The 20628-nt window shown below is 69.9% G+C and carries 14 protein-coding genes and 2 pseudogenes; 9 read left to right on the plus strand and 7 right to left on the minus strand.

The window, feature by feature from the left end; genetic code table 11:
* Window positions 1–127 precede the first annotated feature (127 nt).
* The gene (gene thiC, locus OG349_RS18370) at window positions 128–1951 is read left to right on the plus strand and encodes a phosphomethylpyrimidine synthase ThiC (RefSeq protein ID WP_327235647.1); all 1824 of its coding nucleotides are present in this window, start codon (window positions 128–130) and stop codon (window positions 1949–1951) included.
* An 85-nt stretch (window positions 1952–2036) separates the two neighbouring features.
* On the opposite strand, the gene OG349_RS18375 is transcribed toward thiC, so the two are convergent.
* The 3 genes from OG349_RS18375 to OG349_RS18385 all read right to left on the minus strand — a co-directional run bounded on the left by OG349_RS18375 (window position 2037) and on the right by OG349_RS18385 (window position 5671).
* A complete protein-coding gene (locus OG349_RS18375) occupies window positions 2037–2870 on the minus strand; it encodes a hypothetical protein (protein ID WP_327235648.1) in 834 nt (277 codons plus the stop codon).
* A gap of 275 nt (window positions 2871–3145) precedes the next feature.
* Window positions 3146–4285: a metallophosphoesterase gene (locus tag OG349_RS18380; protein ID WP_442806395.1), complete on the minus strand. Its 1140-nt coding sequence runs from the start codon at window positions 4283–4285 to the stop codon at window positions 3146–3148.
* A gap of 273 nt (window positions 4286–4558) precedes the next feature.
* Window positions 4559–5671, minus strand: a complete 1113-nt coding sequence (locus tag OG349_RS18385) for a LacI family DNA-binding transcriptional regulator (protein ID WP_161312533.1) — start codon at window positions 5669–5671, stop codon at window positions 4559–4561.
* 447 nt (window positions 5672–6118) lie between these two features.
* Between OG349_RS18385 and hisC the strand changes: the two genes are divergently transcribed.
* From hisC to OG349_RS18410, 5 genes are all read left to right on the plus strand, one after another.
* Window positions 6119–7201 carry a histidinol-phosphate transaminase gene (gene hisC / locus OG349_RS18390; protein ID WP_327238613.1) on the plus strand — a complete coding sequence of 361 codons (1083 nt, stop codon included), beginning with the start codon at window positions 6119–6121 and terminating at the stop codon, window positions 7199–7201.
* 280 nt (window positions 7202–7481) lie between these two features.
* A complete protein-coding gene (locus tag OG349_RS18395; RefSeq protein WP_327235650.1) occupies window positions 7482–8990 on the plus strand; it encodes a cytochrome ubiquinol oxidase subunit I in 1509 nt (502 codons plus the stop codon).
* Between the two features lie 14 nt (window positions 8991–9004).
* Entirely contained in the window at window positions 9005–10012 is a 1008-nt protein-coding gene (cydB, locus tag OG349_RS18400) for a cytochrome d ubiquinol oxidase subunit II (RefSeq protein WP_327235651.1), read from the plus strand.
* A gap of 30 nt (window positions 10013–10042) precedes the next feature.
* Complete coding sequence (gene cydD, locus OG349_RS18405; RefSeq protein ID WP_327235652.1) at window positions 10043–13633, plus strand: thiol reductant ABC exporter subunit CydD; 3591 nt, start codon at window positions 10043–10045, stop codon at window positions 13631–13633.
* Window positions 13634–13653: 20 nt separating this feature from the next.
* Window positions 13654–15450 carry a sensor histidine kinase gene (locus tag OG349_RS18410; protein WP_327235653.1) on the plus strand — a complete coding sequence of 599 codons (1797 nt, stop codon included), beginning with the start codon at window positions 13654–13656 and terminating at the stop codon, window positions 15448–15450.
* A 69-nt stretch (window positions 15451–15519) separates the two neighbouring features.
* Here the strand turns inward: OG349_RS18410 and OG349_RS18415 are convergent, their stop codons facing one another.
* On the minus strand, window positions 15520–16365 hold the full coding sequence (locus OG349_RS18415) for a Cof-type HAD-IIB family hydrolase (protein WP_327235654.1): 846 nt from the start codon (window positions 16363–16365) through the stop codon (window positions 15520–15522).
* A 50-nt stretch (window positions 16366–16415) separates the two neighbouring features.
* On the opposite strand from OG349_RS18415, the gene OG349_RS18420 reads away from it, so the two are divergent.
* Window positions 16416–16625, plus strand: a complete 210-nt coding sequence (locus OG349_RS18420; RefSeq protein ID WP_327235655.1) for a hypothetical protein — start codon at window positions 16416–16418, stop codon at window positions 16623–16625.
* A gap of 84 nt (window positions 16626–16709) precedes the next feature.
* Window positions 16710–16958: pseudogene (locus OG349_RS18425) on the plus strand (LLM class flavin-dependent oxidoreductase); the annotation flags it as partial.
* 180 nt (window positions 16959–17138) lie between these two features.
* Here the strand turns inward: OG349_RS18425 and OG349_RS18430 are convergent.
* From OG349_RS18430 to OG349_RS18440, 3 genes are all read right to left on the minus strand, one after another.
* Window positions 17139–19136, minus strand: coding sequence for a type I restriction-modification system subunit M (locus tag OG349_RS18430; protein WP_327235656.1), 1998 nt, complete (start codon window positions 19134–19136; stop codon window positions 17139–17141).
* Window positions 19133–19738, minus strand: coding sequence for a restriction endonuclease subunit S (locus tag OG349_RS18435; RefSeq protein WP_327235657.1), 606 nt, complete (start codon window positions 19736–19738; stop codon window positions 19133–19135). Before OG349_RS18435 ends, OG349_RS18430 begins: the two co-directional genes overlap by 4 nt.
* 126 nt (window positions 19739–19864) lie before the next feature.
* Complete coding sequence (locus OG349_RS18440) at window positions 19865–20080, minus strand: hypothetical protein (RefSeq protein ID WP_327235658.1); 216 nt, start codon at window positions 20078–20080, stop codon at window positions 19865–19867.
* A 286-nt stretch (window positions 20081–20366) separates the two neighbouring features.
* On the opposite strand from OG349_RS18440, the pseudogene OG349_RS18445 reads away from it, so the two are divergent.
* Window positions 20367–20588 (plus strand): annotated as a pseudogene (locus OG349_RS18445) (LLM class flavin-dependent oxidoreductase); the annotation flags it as partial.
* Window positions 20589–20628: the final 40 nt, after the last annotated feature.

Genomic DNA, 20628 nt, shown 5'->3' on the forward strand with positions numbered 1-20628 from the left:
GGAGCTCGGAGCACCGGGCTGAGAGGGCGTTGACTGTGCAGTCCCGGGGATCTTCCCCCTGGACTCCCACCGCTGCGCCGACCGCCGAACCTGTTACCGGGTAATGCCGGCGTAGGGAGTAGGTCTCATGACCGTTCAGGACGCACACACGCCTGCCTCGGAATCGGATTCCCCGGGCGAATCGGGGAATCCGGGCGGGGCCGTGGATCAGAACGAGACCGAGAGGTCCATCGGCTGGCACAAGGGATACGTCCAGGGCTCGCGCCCCGACCTCCAGGTGCCCGTCCGTCAGGTGCATCTCACCAACGGCAAGGACGTGACGCTGTACGACACGTCCGGGCCGTACACCGACCCCACGATCGAGACGGATGTCCGCCGCGGGCTCGCGCCGCTGCGGGAGAACTGGATCATCGGGCGCGGTGACACCGAGGAGTACGCGGGCCGTCCGGTCCGCCCCGAGGACGACGGGCTCAAGCACACCTCGCCGCGCGGGGGGCTGCGGAACCTCGACGCGGTGTTCCCCGGCCGGCCGCGCCAGCCCCGGCGGGGCCGGGACGGGCAGGCGGTGACGCAGCTTGCGTACGCACGCCGTGGCGATGTCACTCCGGAGATGGAGTACGTCGCGATCCGGGAGAACGTCGCGCCCGAGGTCGTCCGTGACGAGATCGCCGCGGGCCGGGCCGTCCTGCCGGCGAACGTCAACCACCCGGAGATCGAGCCGATGATCATCGGCAAGCGGTTCCTGGTGAAGGTCAACGCCAACATCGGCAACTCCGCGGTCACCTCCTCCATCGAGGAGGAGGTGGACAAGATGACGTGGGCCACCAAGTGGGGCGCGGACACGGTCATGGACCTCTCGACCGGCCGCAACATCCACACCACCCGGGAGTGGGTGCTGCGCAACTCCCCCGTCCCCATCGGCACGGTGCCGCTCTACCAGGCGCTGGAGAAGGTCGACGGCAAGGCCGAGGAGCTGACCTGGGACATCTACAAGGACACGGTCATCGAGCAGGCCGAGCAGGGCGTCGACTACATGACCGTCCACGCGGGGGTGCTGCTGCGGTACGTGCCGCTGACCGCCCGCCGCAAGACCGGCATCGTCTCGCGCGGCGGCTCGATCATGGCCGCGTGGTGCCTGGCGCACCACAAGGAGTCGTTCCTGTACGAGAACTTCGAGGAGCTCTGCGACATCCTCGCCGCGTACGACGTGACGTACTCCCTCGGTGACGGCCTGCGGCCCGGGTCCATCGCGGACGCGAACGACGAGGCGCAGTTCGCCGAGCTGCGGACGCTGGGCGAGCTGAACACGATCGCCAAGCGGCACCACGTACAGACCATGATCGAGGGCCCCGGGCATGTCCCGATGCACAAGATCAAGGAGAATATCGACCTCCAGCAGGAGATCTGCGAGGAGGCGCCGTTCTACACGCTCGGCCCGCTGACGACCGATGTGGCGCCGGCGTACGACCACATCACCTCGGGCATTGGCGCGGCGATGATCGCCTGGTGGGGCACGGCGATGCTCTGCTACGTCACGCCCAAGGAGCACCTGGGGCTGCCGGACCGCGACGACGTGAAGACGGGTGTGATCACCTACAAGATCGCGGCTCACGCGGCGGACCTCGCCAAGGGGCACGCGGGGGCGCAGGAGTGGGACGACGCCCTGTCGGACGCCCGGTTCGAGTTCCGGTGGGAGGACCAGTTCAACCTGGCCCTCGACCCGGACACGGCGCGCGCGTTCCACGACGAGACGCTGCCGGCCGAGCCGGCGAAGACCGCGCATTTCTGCTCGATGTGCGGGCCGAAGTTCTGCTCGATGAAGATCTCGCAGGACATCAGGCGCCGGCACGGTGGTGACCTGGCGTCCGAGGAGATCGAGGCGGGCATGGCGGAGAAGTCGAAGGAGTTCGCGGCGGCCGGCAACCGGGTGTATCTGCCGCTCGCCGACTGATCCTGTGACACGTGGGCGGGGGGACTCCGGCTCCGGCCGGGCGTCTCGCCGCCCACCGTCGCAGGGCGGGCGGGGCGAGTCGCGGCTATTCGGGCTGGTGTTCCGGGCCGCCGAAGTCGGGGCTGGTGAAGTCCGGGCTGCTGAACGTGGGGCGCTGGTGGGCCGCTGAGCCTTCGTCAGGGCTGGAGAAGCCGGGATGGCTGTAGCCGATCTTGGGCAGGTGGCCCACCGTACGGGGCGGTCCCGGCGCCGCCCGGCCCGCGCTCGGGTCGGCGAGGGCCCGGCGCAGGAAGGGCAGGATGCCGCGCTCCAGGAGGGCGTGGCGCCAGGCCTCCCTGGCCCGTGCGACCTCGTCCGGCAGCTCTCCGCCAGGCTCCTCGGGCGCCGGGACCTCGGTGGCCCCGTTGCGTACGGCCGTGATGACCAGGCCGACCGCCGCGCCCAGGATCCCGATCACGGTGACCGCGCCGAAGAACCAGCCCACCGCGAGCAGGGAGTCGGCGAAGGCGGGCGCCGGGGTCAGTGCCTTGAGGAGGTAGCCGACGAGCAGGAAGATCAGCGCCGCGGTGCCGCCGAGGACGGGGACCAGGACCGTGATGACCGCCGCGAACCCCGCGCCCGTGTCGTCGTCCTCCTCGACCGTGGCCGGCTCTCTGACGGAGCCGTTCAGGGCCGGGGAGGAGACCGGGGAGCGGAACTCCTCGCGCATCTTGGCGTAGTGCTCGTACTCGGCTGCCGCGGCGGTGGCTATCTGTGTGGTGGCGTTGAGGGCCATCGTGCGCAACTGCTCGGCGTTCAGCCGCCGGCCCACGTCGGCCAGATCCGGGCGGTCGTGCGCGTTGCGCAGTGCGTCGTCGAGGATCCGCTCGAAATCCGCTCGATCCTCGCTCAGCAGGTGCGGAGCGCTGTTCATGTGCATCCCCCGATGCTCCGTAGGGCCGATTCGCCCGCGTGAACGGGCGGTTGGCAGAAACGGAAGGAGAGCCTGCTACGGATAAGCCGATGGTAGAGCTGTTTTGCCGCGGGGTGACAGGGGGTTTCCGGAAAACACCGGATCCCTGTCGATTCAGTGGTGCGGAGAACACGGTCAGTTGCGTGGAAGAAGCCGTCAGTTGCGCGGAGGAAGCCGTCAGTTGTGCCGGGGAAACTGTCAGTGGTGCCCGGGAATCCGCTCAGTTGTGCGGGCGGAGCCGCTCAGTCGGCCAGCGGAAGCCGTACGACCAGCAGTTTCCCCGCCATGGTCACTCCGCCGTCCATGGCGATGGCCAGGCCGTCGGCGTACACGTGGGGCCCCTCCACCCCGGGGCCGCCGCCTTCGCCGTCCGGGGCGTCCTCGGTGCCGACCTCGCCCAGGAGATAGGGAATGGGGCTGTGACCATGGACGATGCGGTTTCCGCCGTACGTGGCGAGCAGTTCCTGGACGGCCTCGGTGCCCCCCTCGTCACGGAACGCGAAGCGTTTGGTGAGCTTGCGGAACACGTCCCAGCATTCGTCCGCGTCGTTGCGGGTGAGGATCTGGTGGACGGTGTCGTTGACGTCGTCGATGGAGGAGCCGTAGTCCAGGTAGGCCGTGGTGTCGGAGTGCATCAGCAGATGCCCGTCCTCCTCGACCACCGCGTCGAGCCGTGACATCCACTGGAGGTGGACGTCCTGGAGGCGCTCCATGTCGGTCTTCTGGCCGCCGTTGAGGAGCCAGGCGGCCTGGAAGGTGGCCGTGCCCGCGCCGGAGTTGACGGGGGTGTCGCCGAACCGCTTGGCGCCCAGGAGCAACAGTTCGTGATTGCCCATCAGGGCTTTGCAGTAGCCGCCCGCCGCCGCCGCCTCGGCGGAGAGCCGCATCACGAGGTCGATGACGCCGATGCCGTCGGGGCCGCGGTCGGTGAAGTCGCCGAGGAACCAGAGCCGGGCGTTGCCGGCCGACCAGTTGCCGGCGGAGTCGATGAGGCCCTGCTCGCCGAGGGCGTGGAGGAGTTCGTCCAGGTAGCCGTGCACGTCGCCGACGACGTAGAGCGGGCCGGGTCCGCCCTGCTCGGGAAGACCGTCGGGCGCCAGGTGCAGCTGGACGGTCACCCCCTCAGGGCCGATCACCGGGAGGTCGCGCTCGGTCGGTGTGTAACCCTCCGGGACCTCGTCGGCGGGGATCGCGTTGCCGGGATGCCCGGACGGGTGCGCGGCCTCGTGGCCGTACCCCTGCCGCCCGGACTGTTCGGGATGCCCCGGTTGCCCGGACTGCACGGGAACCTGCGCGTACGGCGGTACGCGGAAGTCGCGCAACGTCGCCGTCCGCACCGCGGGTCCCTGACCGGCCCCCTGTGTCATCGACCCCTCCACCACCGTCGCGCCGCCGTACACCTCTCGGGCTCGCCCTCTCCGGTGGGCGGGTGCCCACCGGAGGTCAGGAAAGGTCCATGGTGTCGTGCGCCCATCATAGGAATCCCGCTCCTCCTGTGTGACGCACCAGGGGTGGTGAATCCGGTTCCACCTCAGGTTCGCCGGAGGTTTTCACGCCGATCACCCCAAATGTGAAAGGTCTGGGCCTTCGGCGGTGAAAGGTCAGGGCCGCCGGCCGGGTACGGAAGGGACCGGCCCGGCCCCGGCAGCGCTCCGTCAGTCCCCCGCGGGGGATCGGGGAGCGCTGACCGTGGTGCGGGGCGGGCGGCGCTGGGACGAGGTCCTGACGACCAGCTCGGTCGGTATCACCTGCTCGATCGGCGCGCCGGTGTTGATCCCTTCGATGGCGTCGATGAGGAGCTGGATGACGGCCGTGCCGATCCGGCGCGGTTTGAGCGAGAGGGTCGTGATGGGCGGTTCCGTCGTGGCGTACACGGTGGACTCGCTGCAACACACCAGCAGCAGGTCCTCGGGGACCCGCAGCCCGTACCGCCGGGCGGCGGCGAGCAGATCGGTGCCGTTGGGGTCGAAGAGGCCGTAGACGGCGTCCGGGCGGTCGGGGCGGGCGAGGAGCCGGTCGGCGGCGACGGCCCCCGCGCACGGGTCGTGGGCCGGGTAGGACTCGTAGACGGGGTCCTGGCCGACCCGCTCGCACCAGCTCAGGTACGCGGAGGTGGAGAGGCGGGTGTAGGTGTCGGTGGTGGTGCCGGTGAGCAGGCCGATCCGGCGGGCGCCCGCGTCGGCGAGGTGGTCGAGCAGGTCGAGGACGGCCGCCTCGTGGTCGTTGTCGACCCAGGCGGTGACGGGGAGGGTGCCCGCGGGCCGGCCGTCGGAGACGACGGGCAGACCCTGGCGTACGAGTTCGGTGACGACCGGATCATGGTCGGAGGGGTCGATGACGACGGTGCCGTCGAGGGCGACGTTCGCCCAGACGTCGTGGCGTGAGGTGGCGGGGAGGATGACGAGGGCGTAGCCCCGGGCCAGCGCGGCGGAGGTGGCCGCCCTGGCCATCTCGGCGAAGTAGGCGAATTCGGTGAAGGTGAAAGGTTCATCCCCGTACGTCGTCACGGTCAGGCCGATGAGGCCCGATTTGCCGGTACGGAGGGTTCTGGCGGCGGCGGAAGGACGGTAGCCGAGGCGCTCGGCGACCTCTCGGACGTGGCTTCTCGTGGCGTCGGGTAAGCGACCCTTGCCGTTGAGCGCGTCCGAGACAGTCGTGATGGAGACACCGGCTGCGGCTGCGACGTCCCGGATGCCCGCCCGACCCTGCCGGTTTCCCCGGCGGGTTGTGTCCGTCCGGCTCACCTGGTGTTTCCCTGCTGCTGTCATGGCCAGCCGATATTAGGGCGCGGGCGGGCGGTTGGGCCGGTCGCATATGCACCCCTCAGCAGGCACGTTTCTGCATGGTCAACAGCCCCCAACGTCCTTGGATGAAGTGGGGTTTGTCCGTTCCGGCTGTGGTCTGGCATGCATCGGACGGCATGTGCCTGTCGAAAGGTCCATGTTTCGAAGTTGTCTCAACTCACCTCTACGGGGGATGCGCGCCACGGCGCGGACCACGGGCGCGCGCCAGGAAGAAGTGCGCCCCCCGCTCGATGCCGTCCCGGGTGATCCGCGTCACCGAGGTCGACGTCCTCCCGAGTGGCCCACGTCACGGAGCCCTTCGCAGGGGCTCCGAATCCTCCTATGGTGAGCAGTATTGAAAAGCGCGACACCCCTGATGCGACACCCGTGAACGGCCGAGGAGGACCTGCGGTGAGCAAGACGAGCCCTGCGGTGGGCGGCGGTACGGGGCCCAGGCTCCGTGCCGAGCTGGACGGCATCCCGACGTACAAGCCGGGCAAGCCCGCCGCGGCAGGGGGCCCCGCCGCGTTCAAGCTGTCCTCCAACGAGAACCCGTACCCGCCGCTGCCCGGCGTGATGGAGCGGGTGATCGCCACCGCCGGGATCTTCCACCGCTACCCCGACCTGTCGTGCGCCGGCCTGACTGAGGAGCTGGCCGGCCGCTTCGACGTGCCCCTGGAGCACGTGGCGACGGGCACGGGCTCGGTGGGGGTGGCCCAGCAGCTGGTCCAGGCCACCGCCGGCCCCGGTGACGAGGTCATCTACGCCTGGCGCTCCTTCGAGGCGTACCCGATCATCACCCAGATCTCGGGTGCGGCCTCGGTGAAGGTGCCGCTGACCGGTGCCGAGGCGCACGATCTGGACGCGATGGCCGACGCGGTCACCGACCGGACGCGGCTGATCTTCGTCTGCAACCCCAACAACCCGACCGGCACGGTGGTGCGCAGGGCCGAACTGGAACGGTTCCTCGACCGGGTGCCCGGTGACGTCCTGGTGGTGCTGGACGAGGCGTACCGCGAGTTCATCCGCGACGCCGAGGTGCCCGACGGGGTGGACCTGTACCGCGAGCGCCCGAACGTGGCCGTGCTGCGCACCTTCTCCAAGGCGTACGGGCTGGCCGGTCTGCGGGTCGGTTTCGCGATAGCTCATGAGCCGGTGGCGGCCGCGCTGCGCAAGACCGCCGTGCCCTTCGGGGTGAGCCAGATCGCCCAGGACGCGGCGGTGGCCTCGCTGCGCGCCGAGACCCAGCTGCTGGAGCGGGTCGAGGCGCTGGTCACCGAGCGGACCCGGGTGGCCGGCAGGCTGGCGGGACAGGGCTGGACGGTGCCCGAGACCCAGGCGAACTTCGTCTGGCTGCGGCTCGGCGAGCGCACGCTCGAGTTCGCGGCGGCCTGTGAGGCGGCCGGGGTGATGGTCCGCCCCTTCGCGGGCGAGGGCGTACGGGTCACGATCGGTGAGACCGAGGCCAACGATCTCTTCCTCCAGGCGGCTGAGAAGTTCCGCGAGGAGCTGTGACCGGCTGACGGACCGGATGAGGGCGGCCTCCTGAGGGGGCCGCCCTTCGGCGTTTCCGGGGGCCGTTTCCGCCGCGTTCTGCCGGCCTTCCCCCGGTGCTGGGCCGGTGCGCCTCGTTGGGGGGACCCCCCGAACGAAGGTCCGGATCGGCGTGCGCCATAATGCTTGTGAATGTGAACGCGTTCACAAGCGTGCCTCGTTTGCTCCGTTACGTACGGAATGCGGACCGGATCAAAGGGGCAAGCCGCCGCTTGACCACGGCGATGTAAGGAGTAACGACGTGGAACTCGCTCTGGCGCCGGAGACCCTGGCGCGATGGCAATTCGGCATCACCACCGTCTACCACTTCCTCTTCGTCCCGCTGACGATCTCGCTCGCCGCGCTCACCGCCGGGCTACAGACCGCGTGGGTCCGCACGGAGAATCCGAAGTACCTCACGGCCACGAAGTTCTGGGGCAAGCTCTTCCTGATCAACATCGCGATGGGCGTCGTCACCGGCATCGTGCAGGAGTTCCAGTTCGGCATGAACTGGTCCGACTACTCGCGCTTCGTCGGTGACGTCTTCGGTGCCCCGCTCGCCTTCGAGGCACTGATCGCCTTCTTCTTCGAGTCCACCTTCATCGGACTGTGGATCTTCGGCTGGGACAAGCTGCCCAAGAAGATCCATCTGGCCTGTATATGGATGGTCTCGATCGGCACGATCCTCTCCGCGTACTTCATCCTCGCCGCGAACTCCTGGATGCAGCACCCGGTCGGCTACCGGATCAACAAGAAGTCGGGGCGCGCGGAACTCACCGACTTCTGGGCGGTGCTCACCCAGAACACCGCGCTCACCCAGTTCTTCCACACCATGACGGCCGCCTTCCTCGTCGGCGGCGCCTTCATGGTCGGCATCGCCGCCTTCCACCTCTCCCGCAAGAAGCACATCCCCGTCATGCGCACCTCCCTGCGCCTCGGGCTGGTCACCGTCGTCCTCGCCGGAATGCTGACCGCCGTCAGCGGCGACACGCTCGGCAAGGTCATGTTCAAGCAGCAGCCGATGAAGATGGCCGCCGCCGAGGCCCTCTGGGACGGGCAGGCGCCCGCGCCGTTCTCCGTGTTCGCCTACGGGGACGTCCAGAAGGGCCACAACACCGTCGAGCTGGAGATCCCAGGGCTGCTGTCCTTCCTCGCGAACGACAACTTCAGCTCGTACGTCCCGGGGATCAACGACGTCAACAAGGCCGAGCAGGAGAAGTACGGGCCCGGCGACTACCGGCCCAACATCCCCGTCGCCTACTGGGGCTTCCGCTGGATGATCGGCTTCGGCATGGCGTCCTTCAGCCTCGGACTGCTCGGGCTCTGGCTCACCCGCCGGAAGTTCCTGCTGCCCCAACGGCTGCGCACCGGCGAGGACGAGGTGCCCCATCTGGTGCTCTTCCGGAACAAGGCCCTCAGCCCGAAGCTCACCCGGTGGTACTGGCTCACCGCCCTGTGGACGCTCCTCTTCCCGCTGATAGCCAACTCCTGGGGCTGGATCTTCACCGAGACCGGACGCCAGCCCTGGGTGGTGTACGGCGTGCTGCGCACGTCCGACGCGGTCTCCCCCCACACGTCCCAGACCGAGGTGCTCATCTCGCTGATCACCTTCACCCTGCTGTACGCGGTCCTCGCGGTCATCGAGGTCAGACTGCTCGTCAAGTACGTCAAGGCAGGGCCACCGGAACTCACCGACGACGACCTCGACCCGCCCACCCGGATCGGCGGCGACCACACGGACGCCGACCGCCCGATGGCCTTCTCCTACTGAAGGGCTGAGGAACCATGGAACTCCATGACGTCTGGTTCGTCCTGATCGCCTTCCTGTGGACCGGCTACTTCTTCCTCGAAGGCTTCGACTTCGGCATCGGGGTCCTGACCAAGCTGCTGGCCCGCGACCGTACGGAACGGCGCGTCCTGATCAACACCATCGGGCCCGTCTGGGACGGCAACGAGGTCTGGCTGCTCAGCGCGGGCGGCGCGACCTTCGCCGCCTTCCCCGAGTGGTACGCCACCCTCTTCTCGGGCTTCTACCTGCCGCTGCTGCTGATCCTCGTCTGCCTGATCGTGCGCGGCGTCGCGTTCGAGTACCGCGCCAAGCGACCCGAGGAGAGCTGGCAGCGCAACTGGGAACACGCGATCTTCTGGACCTCGCTCCTGCCTGCTGTCCTGTGGGGCGTCGCCTTCGGCAACATCGTGCACGGGGTACGGATCGACGCGCACAAGGAGTACGTCGGCACCCTCGGCGACCTGCTCAACCCGTACGCGCTCCTCGGCGGCCTGGTGACCCTGGCCCTCTTCACCTTCCACGGCACGGTGTTCGCCGCGCTCAAGACGGTGGGGGACATCCGCGTACGGGCGAGGAGGCTGGCCCTCGTCCTGGGGCCGGTGACCGCCGTCCTGGCGCTCGGGTTCCTGCTCTGGACCCAGGCCGACAGCGGCAACGGCAGGAGCCTGGTCGCGCTTGTGGTGGCCGTGGCCGCGCTGGCCGGCGCGATCGGCGCGATCGGGAAGGGCCGCGAAGGCTGGTCGTTCGCGCTGTCCGGGCTGACCGTCGTGGCCGTTGTCGCGATGTTCTTCCTGACGCTGTTCCCGAATGTCATGCCGTCGTCGCTGAACGAGCAGTGGAACCTCACGGTGACGAACGCCTCGTCCACCCCGTACACCCTGAAGATCATGACCTGGGGAGCCGGGATCACGGCGCCCATCGTGCTGCTCTACCAGGGGTGGACGTACTGGGTGTTCCGCAAGCGGATCGGTACGCAACACATCGCCGAGTCCGGCACGCACTGAGGCCGATACGCACTGAGGACGGTGTTTCACGTGAAACCGATCGATCCGCGTCTGCTGCGGTACGCCCGGACCACTCGCCTCTTCATCGTGGCCGTGGTTGTGCTCGGGCTGGCCGGTGCCGGGCTGGTGATCGTCCAGGCGACGCTGATCGCCGAGGTCGTCGTCGGCGCCTTTCAGCACGGGGACTCCCCCTCGGGGCTGCGCACCGAACTCCTGCTGCTGGGCGCGGTCGCCGTCGGGCGGGCGCTGGTGTCCTGGCTGACCGAGCTGGCCGCACACCGGGCGAGCGCGGCGGTCAAGTCCGAACTGCGCGGACGGCTCCTGGAACGGGCCGCCGAGCTGGGCCCGGGGTGGCTGAGCGGACAGCGGACCGGTTCGCTGGTCGCCCTCGCCACCCGGGGCATCGACGCCCTGGACGACTATTTCGCGCGCTACCTCCCCCAGCTCGGGCTCGCGGTGGTCGTACCGGTGGCGGTCCTGGCGCGGATCGTCACGCAGGACTGGGTCTCGGCCGCGATCATCGTGGTGACGCTCCCGCTGATCCCGCTGTTCATGATCCTCATCGGCTGGGCCACCCAGACCCGGGTGGACCGGCAGTGGCGGCTGCTGTCGCGGCTCTCGGGGCACTTCCTGGACGTCGTCGCCGGGATGCCGACGCTCAAGGTCTTCGGACGGGCCAAGGCGCAGGCCGACTCGATCCGCCGGATCACCTCGGAGTACCGGCAGGCCACCCTCCGTACGCTGCGGATCGCCTTCCTGTCGTCCTTCGCGCTGGAGCTGCTGTCGACGTTGTCCGTGGCGCTGGTCGCGGTCGGTGTCGGACTGCGGCTCGTCCACGGCGACCTCGATCTCTACACGGGACTCGTGGTGCTGATCCTCGCCCCCGAGGCGTACCTGCCGATCCGTCAGGTCGGCGCGCAGTACCACGCGGCGGCCGAGGGGCTCGCGGCGGCGGAGGAGATCTTCACGGTCCTGGAGACCGCGCCGCGCGCGGGCGGACGGGAGGAGGTGTCGGCCGGTGCGGTCCGGCTGGAGCTGAACGGGGTGACGGTCCGCCACCAAGGCCGCGAGGAACCGTCGTTGGACGCGGCCACACTGACGGTCGAGCCGGGGGAGACCGTCGCCCTGGTCGGGCCGAGCGGGGTGGGGAAGTCCACGCTGCTCCAAGTACTGCTCGGGTTCACGGTTCCCGACGAGGGCCGGGTGCGGGTGGACGGGCGGGACCTGACGTCACTCGACCTGGAGCGGTGGCGGGAGCGGATCGCGTGGGTGCCGCAGCAGCCGTACCTCTTCGCGGGGACGATCGCGGAGAACGTACGGCTGGCGCGGCCGGACGCGGACGACGCGGCGGTACGGGCCGCGCTGCGGGACGCGGGGGCGTACACCTTCGTGGCGGCGCTTCCCCGGGGCGCGGAGACCCCGCTCGGCGAGGACGGGGCGGGGCTCTCGGCCGGGCAGCGGCAGCGGCTCGCGCTGGCGCGTGCCTTCCTCGCGGACCGGCCGGTGCTGCTGCTCGACGAGCCGACGGCGGCGCTGGACGGCGAGACGGAGGCGGGGATCGTCGAGGCGGTGGGGCGGCTGGCGCGGGGGCGGACGGTGGTCCTGGTGGTCCACCGGCCGGCGCTGCTCGCGGTGGCGGACCGGGTGATCACGCTGTCCTGGGGAGAGGGGGAGGGAGAGGGGGCGGTGGCGGCTTCGGGTGCTCGTGGCGCTGCCGGGGGTGGGCCGGGTACGGATCTGGGCGGGGGCGCAGCCAGGCTGGTGGCGGACAGCTCCGAGGCGCGGGAGGTGATCGCCGGCCACGTCACCGTCGGCGCCGAAACCACCGCAGGCGACGAAGCCGTCGCCCGCGCGCAGCCGCTCGCGCGGATGCGGGCCGCCGCCGGGGCGCTGCGCGGCCGGTTCGTACTGGCGCTGGTCCTCGGCAGTCTCGCGCTCGGCTCCGCCGTCGGCCTCATGGCCGTCTCCGGGTGGCTCATCTCGCGGGCCTCCCAGGAACCCCCGGTCCTCTACCTGATGGTCGCCGTGACGGCGACCCGCGCCTTCGGCATCGGGCGGGCCGTCTTCCGGTACGCCGAGCGGCTCGTGTCGCACGACGCCGTGCTCAGGATGCTCGCCGATCTGCGGGTCTCCGTGTACCGGGGGCTGGAGCGCGTCGCGCCCGCGGGGCTCGGGGCCACCCGGCGCGCGGATCTGCTCTCCCGGCTCGTCTCCGACGTGGACGAACTCCAGGACTACTGGCTGCGCTGGCTGCTCCCGGTCGGCACCGCGCTGCTCGTCGGCGCGGGCACGGTCGGGTTCACGGCCTGGCTGCTGCCGGAGGCGGGTGCGCTGCTGACCGCGGGCCTGCTCCTGGCCGGTGTGGGTGTGCCGCTCCTGAGCGGGGCCTTCGCCCGCCTGGCCGAGCGCCGGCTGGCGCCCGCGCGCGGGCTGCTGGCGACCCGGGTCGCCGACCTGCTGCGGGGAAGTGCCGAGCTGACCGTCACCGGCGCGCTTCCCGGCCGGCTCCGGCGGGCCCGGGAGGCGGACCGTACGCTCACCTCCCTCGCGTCGCGGGGGGCGGGCGCCGTCGCGCTCGGCGGCGGGCTGTCGGCCCTGGTCTGCGGGCTGACCGTGGCCGCCGCCGCGGTGGTGGGGGTGCAGGCGGTACGGGACGGGCGTCTGGCGGGCGTCGAGCTGGCCGTCGTCGTCCTGACCCCGCTCGCCGCGTTCGAGGCGGTGGCCGGGCTCCCGCTCGCCGTGCGGTACCGGCAGCGGGCCGCCCAGGGCGCGCGGCGGGTCTGCGAGGTGCTGGACGCCCCCGTACCCGTACAGGAGCCGGAGCGGCCCGCCACCGCGCCCGTGTCGCCGTTCCCCCTGGAGGTGCGGGGAGTGTCCGCGCGGTACGCGGGGCAGCGGCGGAATGCGCTCACCGGCTTCGACCTGACCCTGACCCCGGGCCGGCGGGTCGCCGTGGTCGGCCCGTCGGGCGCGGGGAAGACCACGCTCGCCCAGGTGCTCCTGCGCTTCCTGGACGCGCACGAGGGCAGCTGTCTGCTCGGCGGTACGGACACCGCCACGCTCGACGGCGACACGGTCCGGCGGTTCGTCGGTCTGTGCGCCCAGGACGCGTACCTCTTCGACAGTTCCGTACGGGAGAACCTGAGACTCGCCCGCCCCGGCGCGACCGACGGCGAGATGCGTGACGCCCTGCGCGGGGCGCGGCTGCTGGAGTGGGCCGACTCGCTGCCCGCAGGCCTGGACACGCTGGTCGGCGAGCACGGCGCCCAGCTGTCCGGGGGGCAGCGCCAGCGCCTGGCGCTCGCCCGTGCGCTGCTCGCCGACTTCCCCGTGCTGGTCCTGGACGAGCCCGCCGAGCACCTGGACCTGGCGACCGCGGACGCGCTGACCGCCGACCTGCTGGAGGTGACCGAGGGGCGGACGACGCTGCTCATCACCCACCGGCTGCGCGGTCTCGACGCGGTCGACGAGGTGATCGTGCTCGACGAGGGCAGGACCGTACAGCGCGGACCGTACGACCGGCTGATCGCCGAGGAGGGGCCGCTGCGGCGGATGCTGGAGCGGGAGCGGGCCGGTGATCTGCTGCCCGTATCAGGACCGCCGACTTTCCCCATCAAATAGGACTAACTACGCTCAAGGGCATGGCAGTGCCCGAGTCGACGGAACACCTGGAGGCCGCCACCCGTGCGGCGCGCAGCCTCCAAGGCATGTCCACCGAGCTCACGGCGCGGGTGCCGCAGCTGCTGGAAGCCATGCGGTCCGTCGGAACAGGGCTCGAACTGCACTCCACGCTCGACCGGATCTGTGAGACCGCGGCCCACCTCGCGGACGCCCGCTACGCGGCGATCGGTGTGGTCGACGAGTCGGGCGACGGCCTCTCCGACTTCGTCACCTACGGGGTCGGCACGGAGGAGGTACGGCTGGTCGGAGGCAGGCCCGACGGGCTCAGGGGCCTGCTGGGCGCGCTGATCCAGCAGTCGGGGCCGATGAGGCTCGGCGAGCACGAGACCGGTCCGGGCTCCGACGGCTCCGGCGGCTCCGGCGGCTCCGACGGCGAGGGGCGGGCGGGGCCGCCGACGCGCACGTTCATCGGGGTGCCGATCCGGGTGCACGGCGCGCTGTTCGGGAACCTGTATCTCGCCGAGAAGCGCGCTTCCAAGGACGCGGAAGGTTCCGGTTCCGGCGCGGGGGAGGCGGGGACGGACGAGGACGCGGCGGTCGCGTTCGACGACCAGGATCTGCACGTCCTGCGGGTGCTCGCCACGGAGGCCGGGATCGCCATCGGGCACGCGCGGCTGTACGAGGCGGCCAGGCAGCGCGAGCGGTGGATCGACGGCTCGGTCGCCGTCACCACGGCGCTGCTCTCCAACGGCGGGGCCGACGCCCTCGCGGTGGTCGCAGAACAGGCCCGCAGCCTCGCCGACTCGGCGGCCGGCGTGGTCATGCTGCCCACGCCGGGCGACGGGCTGGAGATCGTCGCGATCTCCTCCGACCGCCCCCACCCCTCCTCCAGGCTCGGCATGACCGCTCCCCCCGAGAGCCCGGTCGTACGGTCCCTGCTGGCCGGCGAGTCCGTCTTCGTGGACGACTCCACCACCGACCCGCGCATGATCACCGACATGGCCGAGGGGTACGGCCCGTGCATGCTGCTGCCGCTCCACAGCGGGGGGCGGGTGCTCGGAGCCCTGGTCACGCCCCGCCCGCGCGGCGCGCGCCGCTTCACCGAGACCGAACGCATCCTCGCCACCCAGTTCGCCTCCCAGGCGGCCCTGGCGCTGATGATGGCCGACGCGCAGCGCGACCGGGAGCGGCTGGCCGTCCTGGAGGACAGGGACCGGATCGCCCGCGATCTGCACGACCTGGTCATCCAGCGGCTCTTCGCCACCGGGATGATGCTGGAGAGCGCCCAGCGCGGCCCGGTCGCCCAGGAGGCGCACCAGGGCATCGGCCGGGCCGTGGACGAGCTGGACGTGACCATCCAGGAGATCCGTACCGCCATCTTCGCGTTGCAGCGGGGCCCTGCGGAGGCGCCGTCCGGGCTGCGGACGCGCGTCCTGCGCGAGATCAAGACGGCGGCCGTGCCGCTGGGGTTCCAGCCGTCCCACCGCTTTGTCGGACCCGTCGACGGCCGGGTCGGCGAGCTCACCGGGAAGAACCTGATCGCCGCGCTGCGCGAAGCCCTCTCCAACGCCTTCCGGCACGCGCACGCCACCCGGATCGAGGTGGTCGTCGACGCCACCGTCCGGCTGCCCGACGGCCATGAGGCGGTCCGGCTGTCGGTGGCGGACGACGGTGTGGGGCTGCCCGAGAGCGGCCGGCGCAGCGGGTTGCGCAATCTCCAGCGGCGGGCGGAGTCGCTGGGCGGATCGAGCACGTGTGTGGCGGGTCTGGGGGAGGGCGGCGGCGGTACGACGGTGGTGTGGGAGGCGCCTCTTTAGGAGGCGGGCCGTTCGGTGGCCGTGGTCTCTCCCCTCACTGCTCCGTCGACTGCTCCGTCGCCAGCTCTGTCAGAGGCGGGCCAGGATCTGTTCGATGACCACCGCGACGCCGTCCTCGTTGTTGGTGAGGGTGTGTCCCGAGGCGGCGGCCAGCACGTCGGGGTGGGCGTTGCCCATCGCGTACGACGTACCGGCCCAGGTCAGCATCTCCAGGTCGTTCGGCATGTCCCCGAACGCGACGACCTCGTCCGAGGAGATGCCGCGTTCGGCGCAGCACAGCGCGAGTGTGCTCGCCTTGCTCACGCCCAGGCCGCTGATCTCCAGCAGGGCGGTCGGGCTGGAGCGGGTGAAGGACGCGAGGCCGCCCGCGGCCGTCCTGGCCACCGTCAGGAAGCCGTCCGGGGTCAGGTCGGGGTGGTGGGCGAGCACCTTCAGTACGGGGGCGGCCGAGCCCTGCTCGTCCTCGTGCAGGAGTTTCTCGGCGGCGGCGACACTCGCCCCAGGGTCCAGGTGGAAGGCCGGATAGTCGGGTTCGTAGTGGATGCCGGTGCTCAGCTCGATCGCGAAGGTCGTGCCGGGCGCCGCGTCGCGCAGGGCCCGTACGACGTCGAGCGCGGTCGCACGGTCCAGCGGACGGACGCGGAGCAGCTCTCCGCCGGCGCGCAGGTCGACGACGGCCGCGCCATTGGCGCAGATCGCCATGCCGTGGCCGTGCACGTACTCCCTGACGACGTCCATCCACCGGGCGGGCCGGCCGGTGACGAAGAAGACCTCGATGCCGGCCCGCTCGGCGGCGGCCAGCGCGGCGATCGTACGGTCCGAGACGGTCTTCTCGTCGTGCAGCAGGGTGCCGTCCAGATCGGTGGCGATCAGCCGGGGCCGGGCGGGGAGCGGGGAGTCGTCGGTGGAGGTCACCGGGCCATTCTCACGTACGAAGGTGCACGGGCGTGCGGAGGGGCGCACATGTGAGAGGCGCGCGCCGCGCCGGGCCGGACGCCCTGGACTCCCGCGTCCGGTGCCTGACCCGCGTGGCCTGGAGCGAACGTGCCCTCGACCGGCAGGACGCGGCCCTGGCCCGCCTGACGGCCCTCCGGGACGAACTGGCCGCACAGGAAGGGGAGACGACCCGCGTTCTGGTGGCCGAGGTGGAGACGACCATGGGCCACATGCGCTGACCGCCGACCGCTCCCCCCGGGCGACAGCGCCCGCGACATATATGGGTCGGCGGCATCCGCGACGCGGACCGTAGGCTCGACTCCATGAGTTTGCGCCTGAGCACAGTGATTCTGCCGATCTACCGCTGGACCGAAGGACGGGAGGTGTGGAGGCGGGCCGAGGAGCTGGGCTTCGACGCCGCCTACACCTACGACCACCTGTCGTGGCGGGTGCCGTTCCGCGACGGCCCGTGGTTCGGCGCGGTCCCCACCCTGACGGCCGCCGCCACCGCCACCTCGCGGATGCGCCTGGGCACGCTGGTGACCTCGGTCAACCCGCGTTCATGCATCACGGGCTGACCTGCCATTTTGTGGCTCAGAGGCTGATGAGCCCGATCTGCTTGCCACACAGGCGGGCCGTGCCGTCGATGTCCGACGTCAGAAGGTCTGCAGGTGACCGGGCTCGACCTCGACGCGGGAATTCCGCTCCCGGACGGCGATACCAGGTCATGGCGGGCTGGTAGAACGGACCGATCAGGTGTAGCCGAGTTCCTCCAAGCGCACTCTGAGCTGTGTCGCAGCTGCCTCGCTCTGCCTCTCCAGGTCCGTGAAGGAAGTCCCGTACCGCTCACCCCATGAGCGGTAGACATCGACCATTCGTTGCCGCTCCGCGGCAGTGAGCCTCTCCACGCGAGAGCAAAGGTCGTTACCAAGAACGTCAAGCACTCGCTCGCGGGCCAGGCTCTCAGGGAGATACGAAGGTCGGCTCTCGGCCACCGCCCATCGGTCGATCACTCCGGGAAAGCCCCAGCGGTCCAGGCTCCTGAGGTCGTCCTGACGAACGGCCCACCATGCCGCGAAGGCACCGGTCAACTGGTACTGGTCCAGGATCCCGGCCGGCAGGAGCTCCTCACGGAAAGAGGCCATTAGCCGGTAACTCAACGTCGACAGCTTTCCGGTGCCTGCGAGCTCGGTAAGGCGTGATTCGATTGCCAGCCACCAGGCGCGGCAGTCTTCGACGAAGTCCCTCTCTCGGACAGCCGCCAGGTCCGGGATCCGAACTGCAGTCGCCTCGCAACCGCTGTCCGGGAAATCGAGGTAGCCGGAACTCTTCGTCGTGAACAGGTCGGCGATGCCGATACCGAAGACCTCGAACCTCCTCATTTCTGCAACGACTTCGCTTCTCGGCACCCCGCCGAACAGCGCGGCGCGGACGTCCAGCGACGGCTCGGCGGGCGGACCCGCGTCGACATAGCGCCGGATGTTGAGGTCGAAGTCGTTGGCCTCGATCTCGTCCAGCGAGACCACTCGCGAGAAGCCGGGAATGTCCGCCCACTCGCGGAAGGCTCCCACGATCTTTTCCACGTTCTGCGGCTCCAGACGGTTCTGCGACCTCCCCGTGACCACTTCGCGCTCGGCGTTGACGAACAGCACGTGACCGCGCTTATCCGACGGTGTTCCGTCCGTGCCCCGTAGCACCAGGATGCAGGCCGGGATGGCCGTGCCGTAGAACACGTTGGGTCCGATACCGATCACCGCTTCGAGCCGGTGGTCCGCGACGATTCCCCGGCGGATCTGCTCCTCCGCCCCACCCCGGAACAGCACACCGTGCGGGGTGACCACTGCACCGATTCCATCCGGAAGGAGTGTGGCCAGCACGTGCTGGACGTTCATCAGATCGGCCCTGTGCCCGGGTGTCCAGCCGTACTTCATCCGGTCCGGATGCCTTATCTCCTTCTCGGAGTATTTCATCGAAAAGGGAGGATTGGTCAGCACGCGGTCGTAGCGTCTCAGGTGGCCGTCCTCCAGCGAGTGGAGTGGATCGGTCAGTGTGTCTCCGCAGAGCACCGAACTGTCCTTAAGGCCGTGCAGCAGAAGGTTCAGCCGGGCCGTTGAGCACGTCGCGGCGTTCATCTCCTGTCCGAAGAAGGCGAGGCCCGTGCCCTCTCCGCCGTGCTCGTCGACGTACTGCCCGGCCTGGACAAGCATGCCTCCTGAGCCGGTGAACGGATCGTAGACCGATTGTCCTTCCTGCGGTCGGACTAGGCGCACCATCAGGCGGACCACAGAACGCGGCGTGAAGAACTCCCCACCCCGTTTCCCTACACTGCCGGCGAACGCGTCCAGGAGGCAGTCGTAGGCGCGGCCGACCACATCGCCGAACTCCAGGTCGTCGTCGTTCAGCGGAACACGGTCGAAGTGATCGACCAGCGCCTTCAACTCGGCGCGGCTCAGCCTTACCTCGAAGTCGACGGCCTCGAACACGTCCTTCAATACCTCGGGGTTGCTCTGCTCAAGTGCCCACAGGGCCTCGTTGAGCACACGTCCCGGTGCCTTGCCCTCGTAGGCGACGATCTGGGACCAACGCGCAAGGTCAGGCACCCGAAGGATGCCGGGCTGGTCCGAGACCCGCTTGAGGAGCAGCATCGCGGAGATGACCTCACGGTACTGCGAGGAGTCCATCCTGCCGCGCAGGATGTCACCAGCCTTGAAGAGGGTCCGTTCCAGTTGGCCGTAGGTGATCGGACTCACGTGCGCCTCACTCCCTGGATTAGCTCTCCGAAGATGGCCGGCCGCAATGCTTCCAGGCGATCAGCCATCTGCCGCTGGATCCTGATCCGTGCGTCGACGTCCGCCAGGGTTTCGACGACAGCGTGCTGCCGGTCCAGGGGCGGCACGGTGACAGGCAAGTCGTTCAGCATTGCGGAGTTGAGCGAAGGCACCGTACCCGGGATGGACTGGCCGAGCATGAACCGTTGCACAGGCGGATACGACAGATACGACACGAGGTACTCAGGCAGGACGTGCTCCCGCCGGGGCCTGATCCGCAGACAGGACGAGCCGTAGAACCAGGTGGCGTGTTGCGCCTCAACCAGCGCCAGACGGCCGAGCGTCCCCTGCCGCACGACGAGGATGTCTCCCTCCTGCAGAGAGAACCGGGAGAGGCGTTTCGCCTCCTCGCACGGCACCCGCCGTAGCCGTCGGGTGTCCACTCTGTGGTCGTAGGTGAGATCCGGCGGCGAGATCACCGGCACTCCGTCGGGGCCGTCATGGAGGTTATCCAGCAAGGACCCGGACGGGCCGGCCTTCACCTCACACAGGCTCCCTAGCGGAATTTTATGGTCCCAGCTCATAGACGCGTCGTCTCCCTGCACGGCTCCTCTGTCCTCTTCCCGGCACTGCCAATCTGCTGTGGTCCCACGGGTGGGCGGCGGGGTGTCCGGTGCGGGCTCTCGCTCCGGACACCCCGCCGCCCACGGTCAGGCGATCTGCTTCCAGTACCGCATGGCACCGCGCACCAGATCCTCCATGGCAGCGGCCAGCAGGGCCATGACGACCACGGTCAGCGCCGCCCCACCCTGCCCCAGGGCAAAGGCGCCGACCACGGCCAAGACAATGATCAGTACGAGCGGCACCTTGGCCTTGATGGCCCGAGGCGGGAGGGACCATGCATGATGGGTAACGGCAATCCTCATGAGGATTCCTTTCTGTCTTCGCACTTCGTGCGGGGATGGTTGAGCCGCGCCACCCTGCCGGGCGTGCAAACCATGCAGGGTGGCGCGGGTAGTTCACGTACGGCACCACACACCAGGTCCGGGCGGCCCCGATCCCTGCTGACACCAGAAAGACTACACTTCGAAGCTAGCTTCGCAAACTTCTGAGTGCTTCAACTGCCCGCAGAAGTGGGAAGGTTGATCCGCATCCCCTGACCACGCCTTTGCCTCCGCCGGTTCACCCCGACCTATCGCTTATCTTCGGCTCATGCGTCTGAGCACCGTGATTCTGCCGATCTACCGCTGGCACGAGCAGGGGCGGGAGGTGTGGCGGCGGGCCGAGGAGTTGGGGTTTTATGCCGCGTATACCTATGACCATCTGTCGTGGCGGGTGCCGTTTCGGGACGGGCCGTGGTTCGGGGCGGTGCCGACGTTGACGGCGGCGGCGGGGGTGACCGGGCGGATGCGGCTGGGGACGCTGGTGACGTCGGTCAAGCCGCGTTCGTGCATCATGGGCTGACCTGCCATTT

This window comes from Streptomyces sp. NBC_01317 (assembly GCF_035961655.1).
In the GTDB taxonomy this organism is placed as follows: domain Bacteria; phylum Actinomycetota; class Actinomycetes; order Streptomycetales; family Streptomycetaceae; genus Streptomyces.

Bases quoted from the DNA above. Each gene is read 5' to 3' on its own strand.
- thiC (WP_327235647.1), top strand. From the start codon at position 128: ATGACCGTTCAGGACGCACACACGCCTGCCTCGGAATCGGATTCCCCG.
- OG349_RS18375 (WP_327235648.1), bottom strand. From the start codon at position 2,870: ATGCACATGAACAGCGCTCCGCACCTGCTGAGCGAGGATCGAGCGGAT.
- OG349_RS18385 (WP_161312533.1), bottom strand. From the start codon at position 5,671: ATGACAGCAGCAGGGAAACACCAGGTGAGCCGGACGGACACAACCCGC.
- cydB (WP_327235651.1), top strand. From the start codon at position 9,005: ATGGAACTCCATGACGTCTGGTTCGTCCTGATCGCCTTCCTGTGGACC.
- OG349_RS18410 (WP_327235653.1), top strand. From the start codon at position 13,654: ATGGCAGTGCCCGAGTCGACGGAACACCTGGAGGCCGCCACCCGTGCG.
- OG349_RS18435 (WP_327235657.1), bottom strand. From the start codon at position 19,738: ATGAGCTGGGACCATAAAATTCCGCTAGGGAGCCTGTGTGAGGTGAAG.
- OG349_RS18440 (WP_327235658.1), bottom strand. From the start codon at position 20,080: ATGAGGATTGCCGTTACCCATCATGCATGGTCCCTCCCGCCTCGGGCC.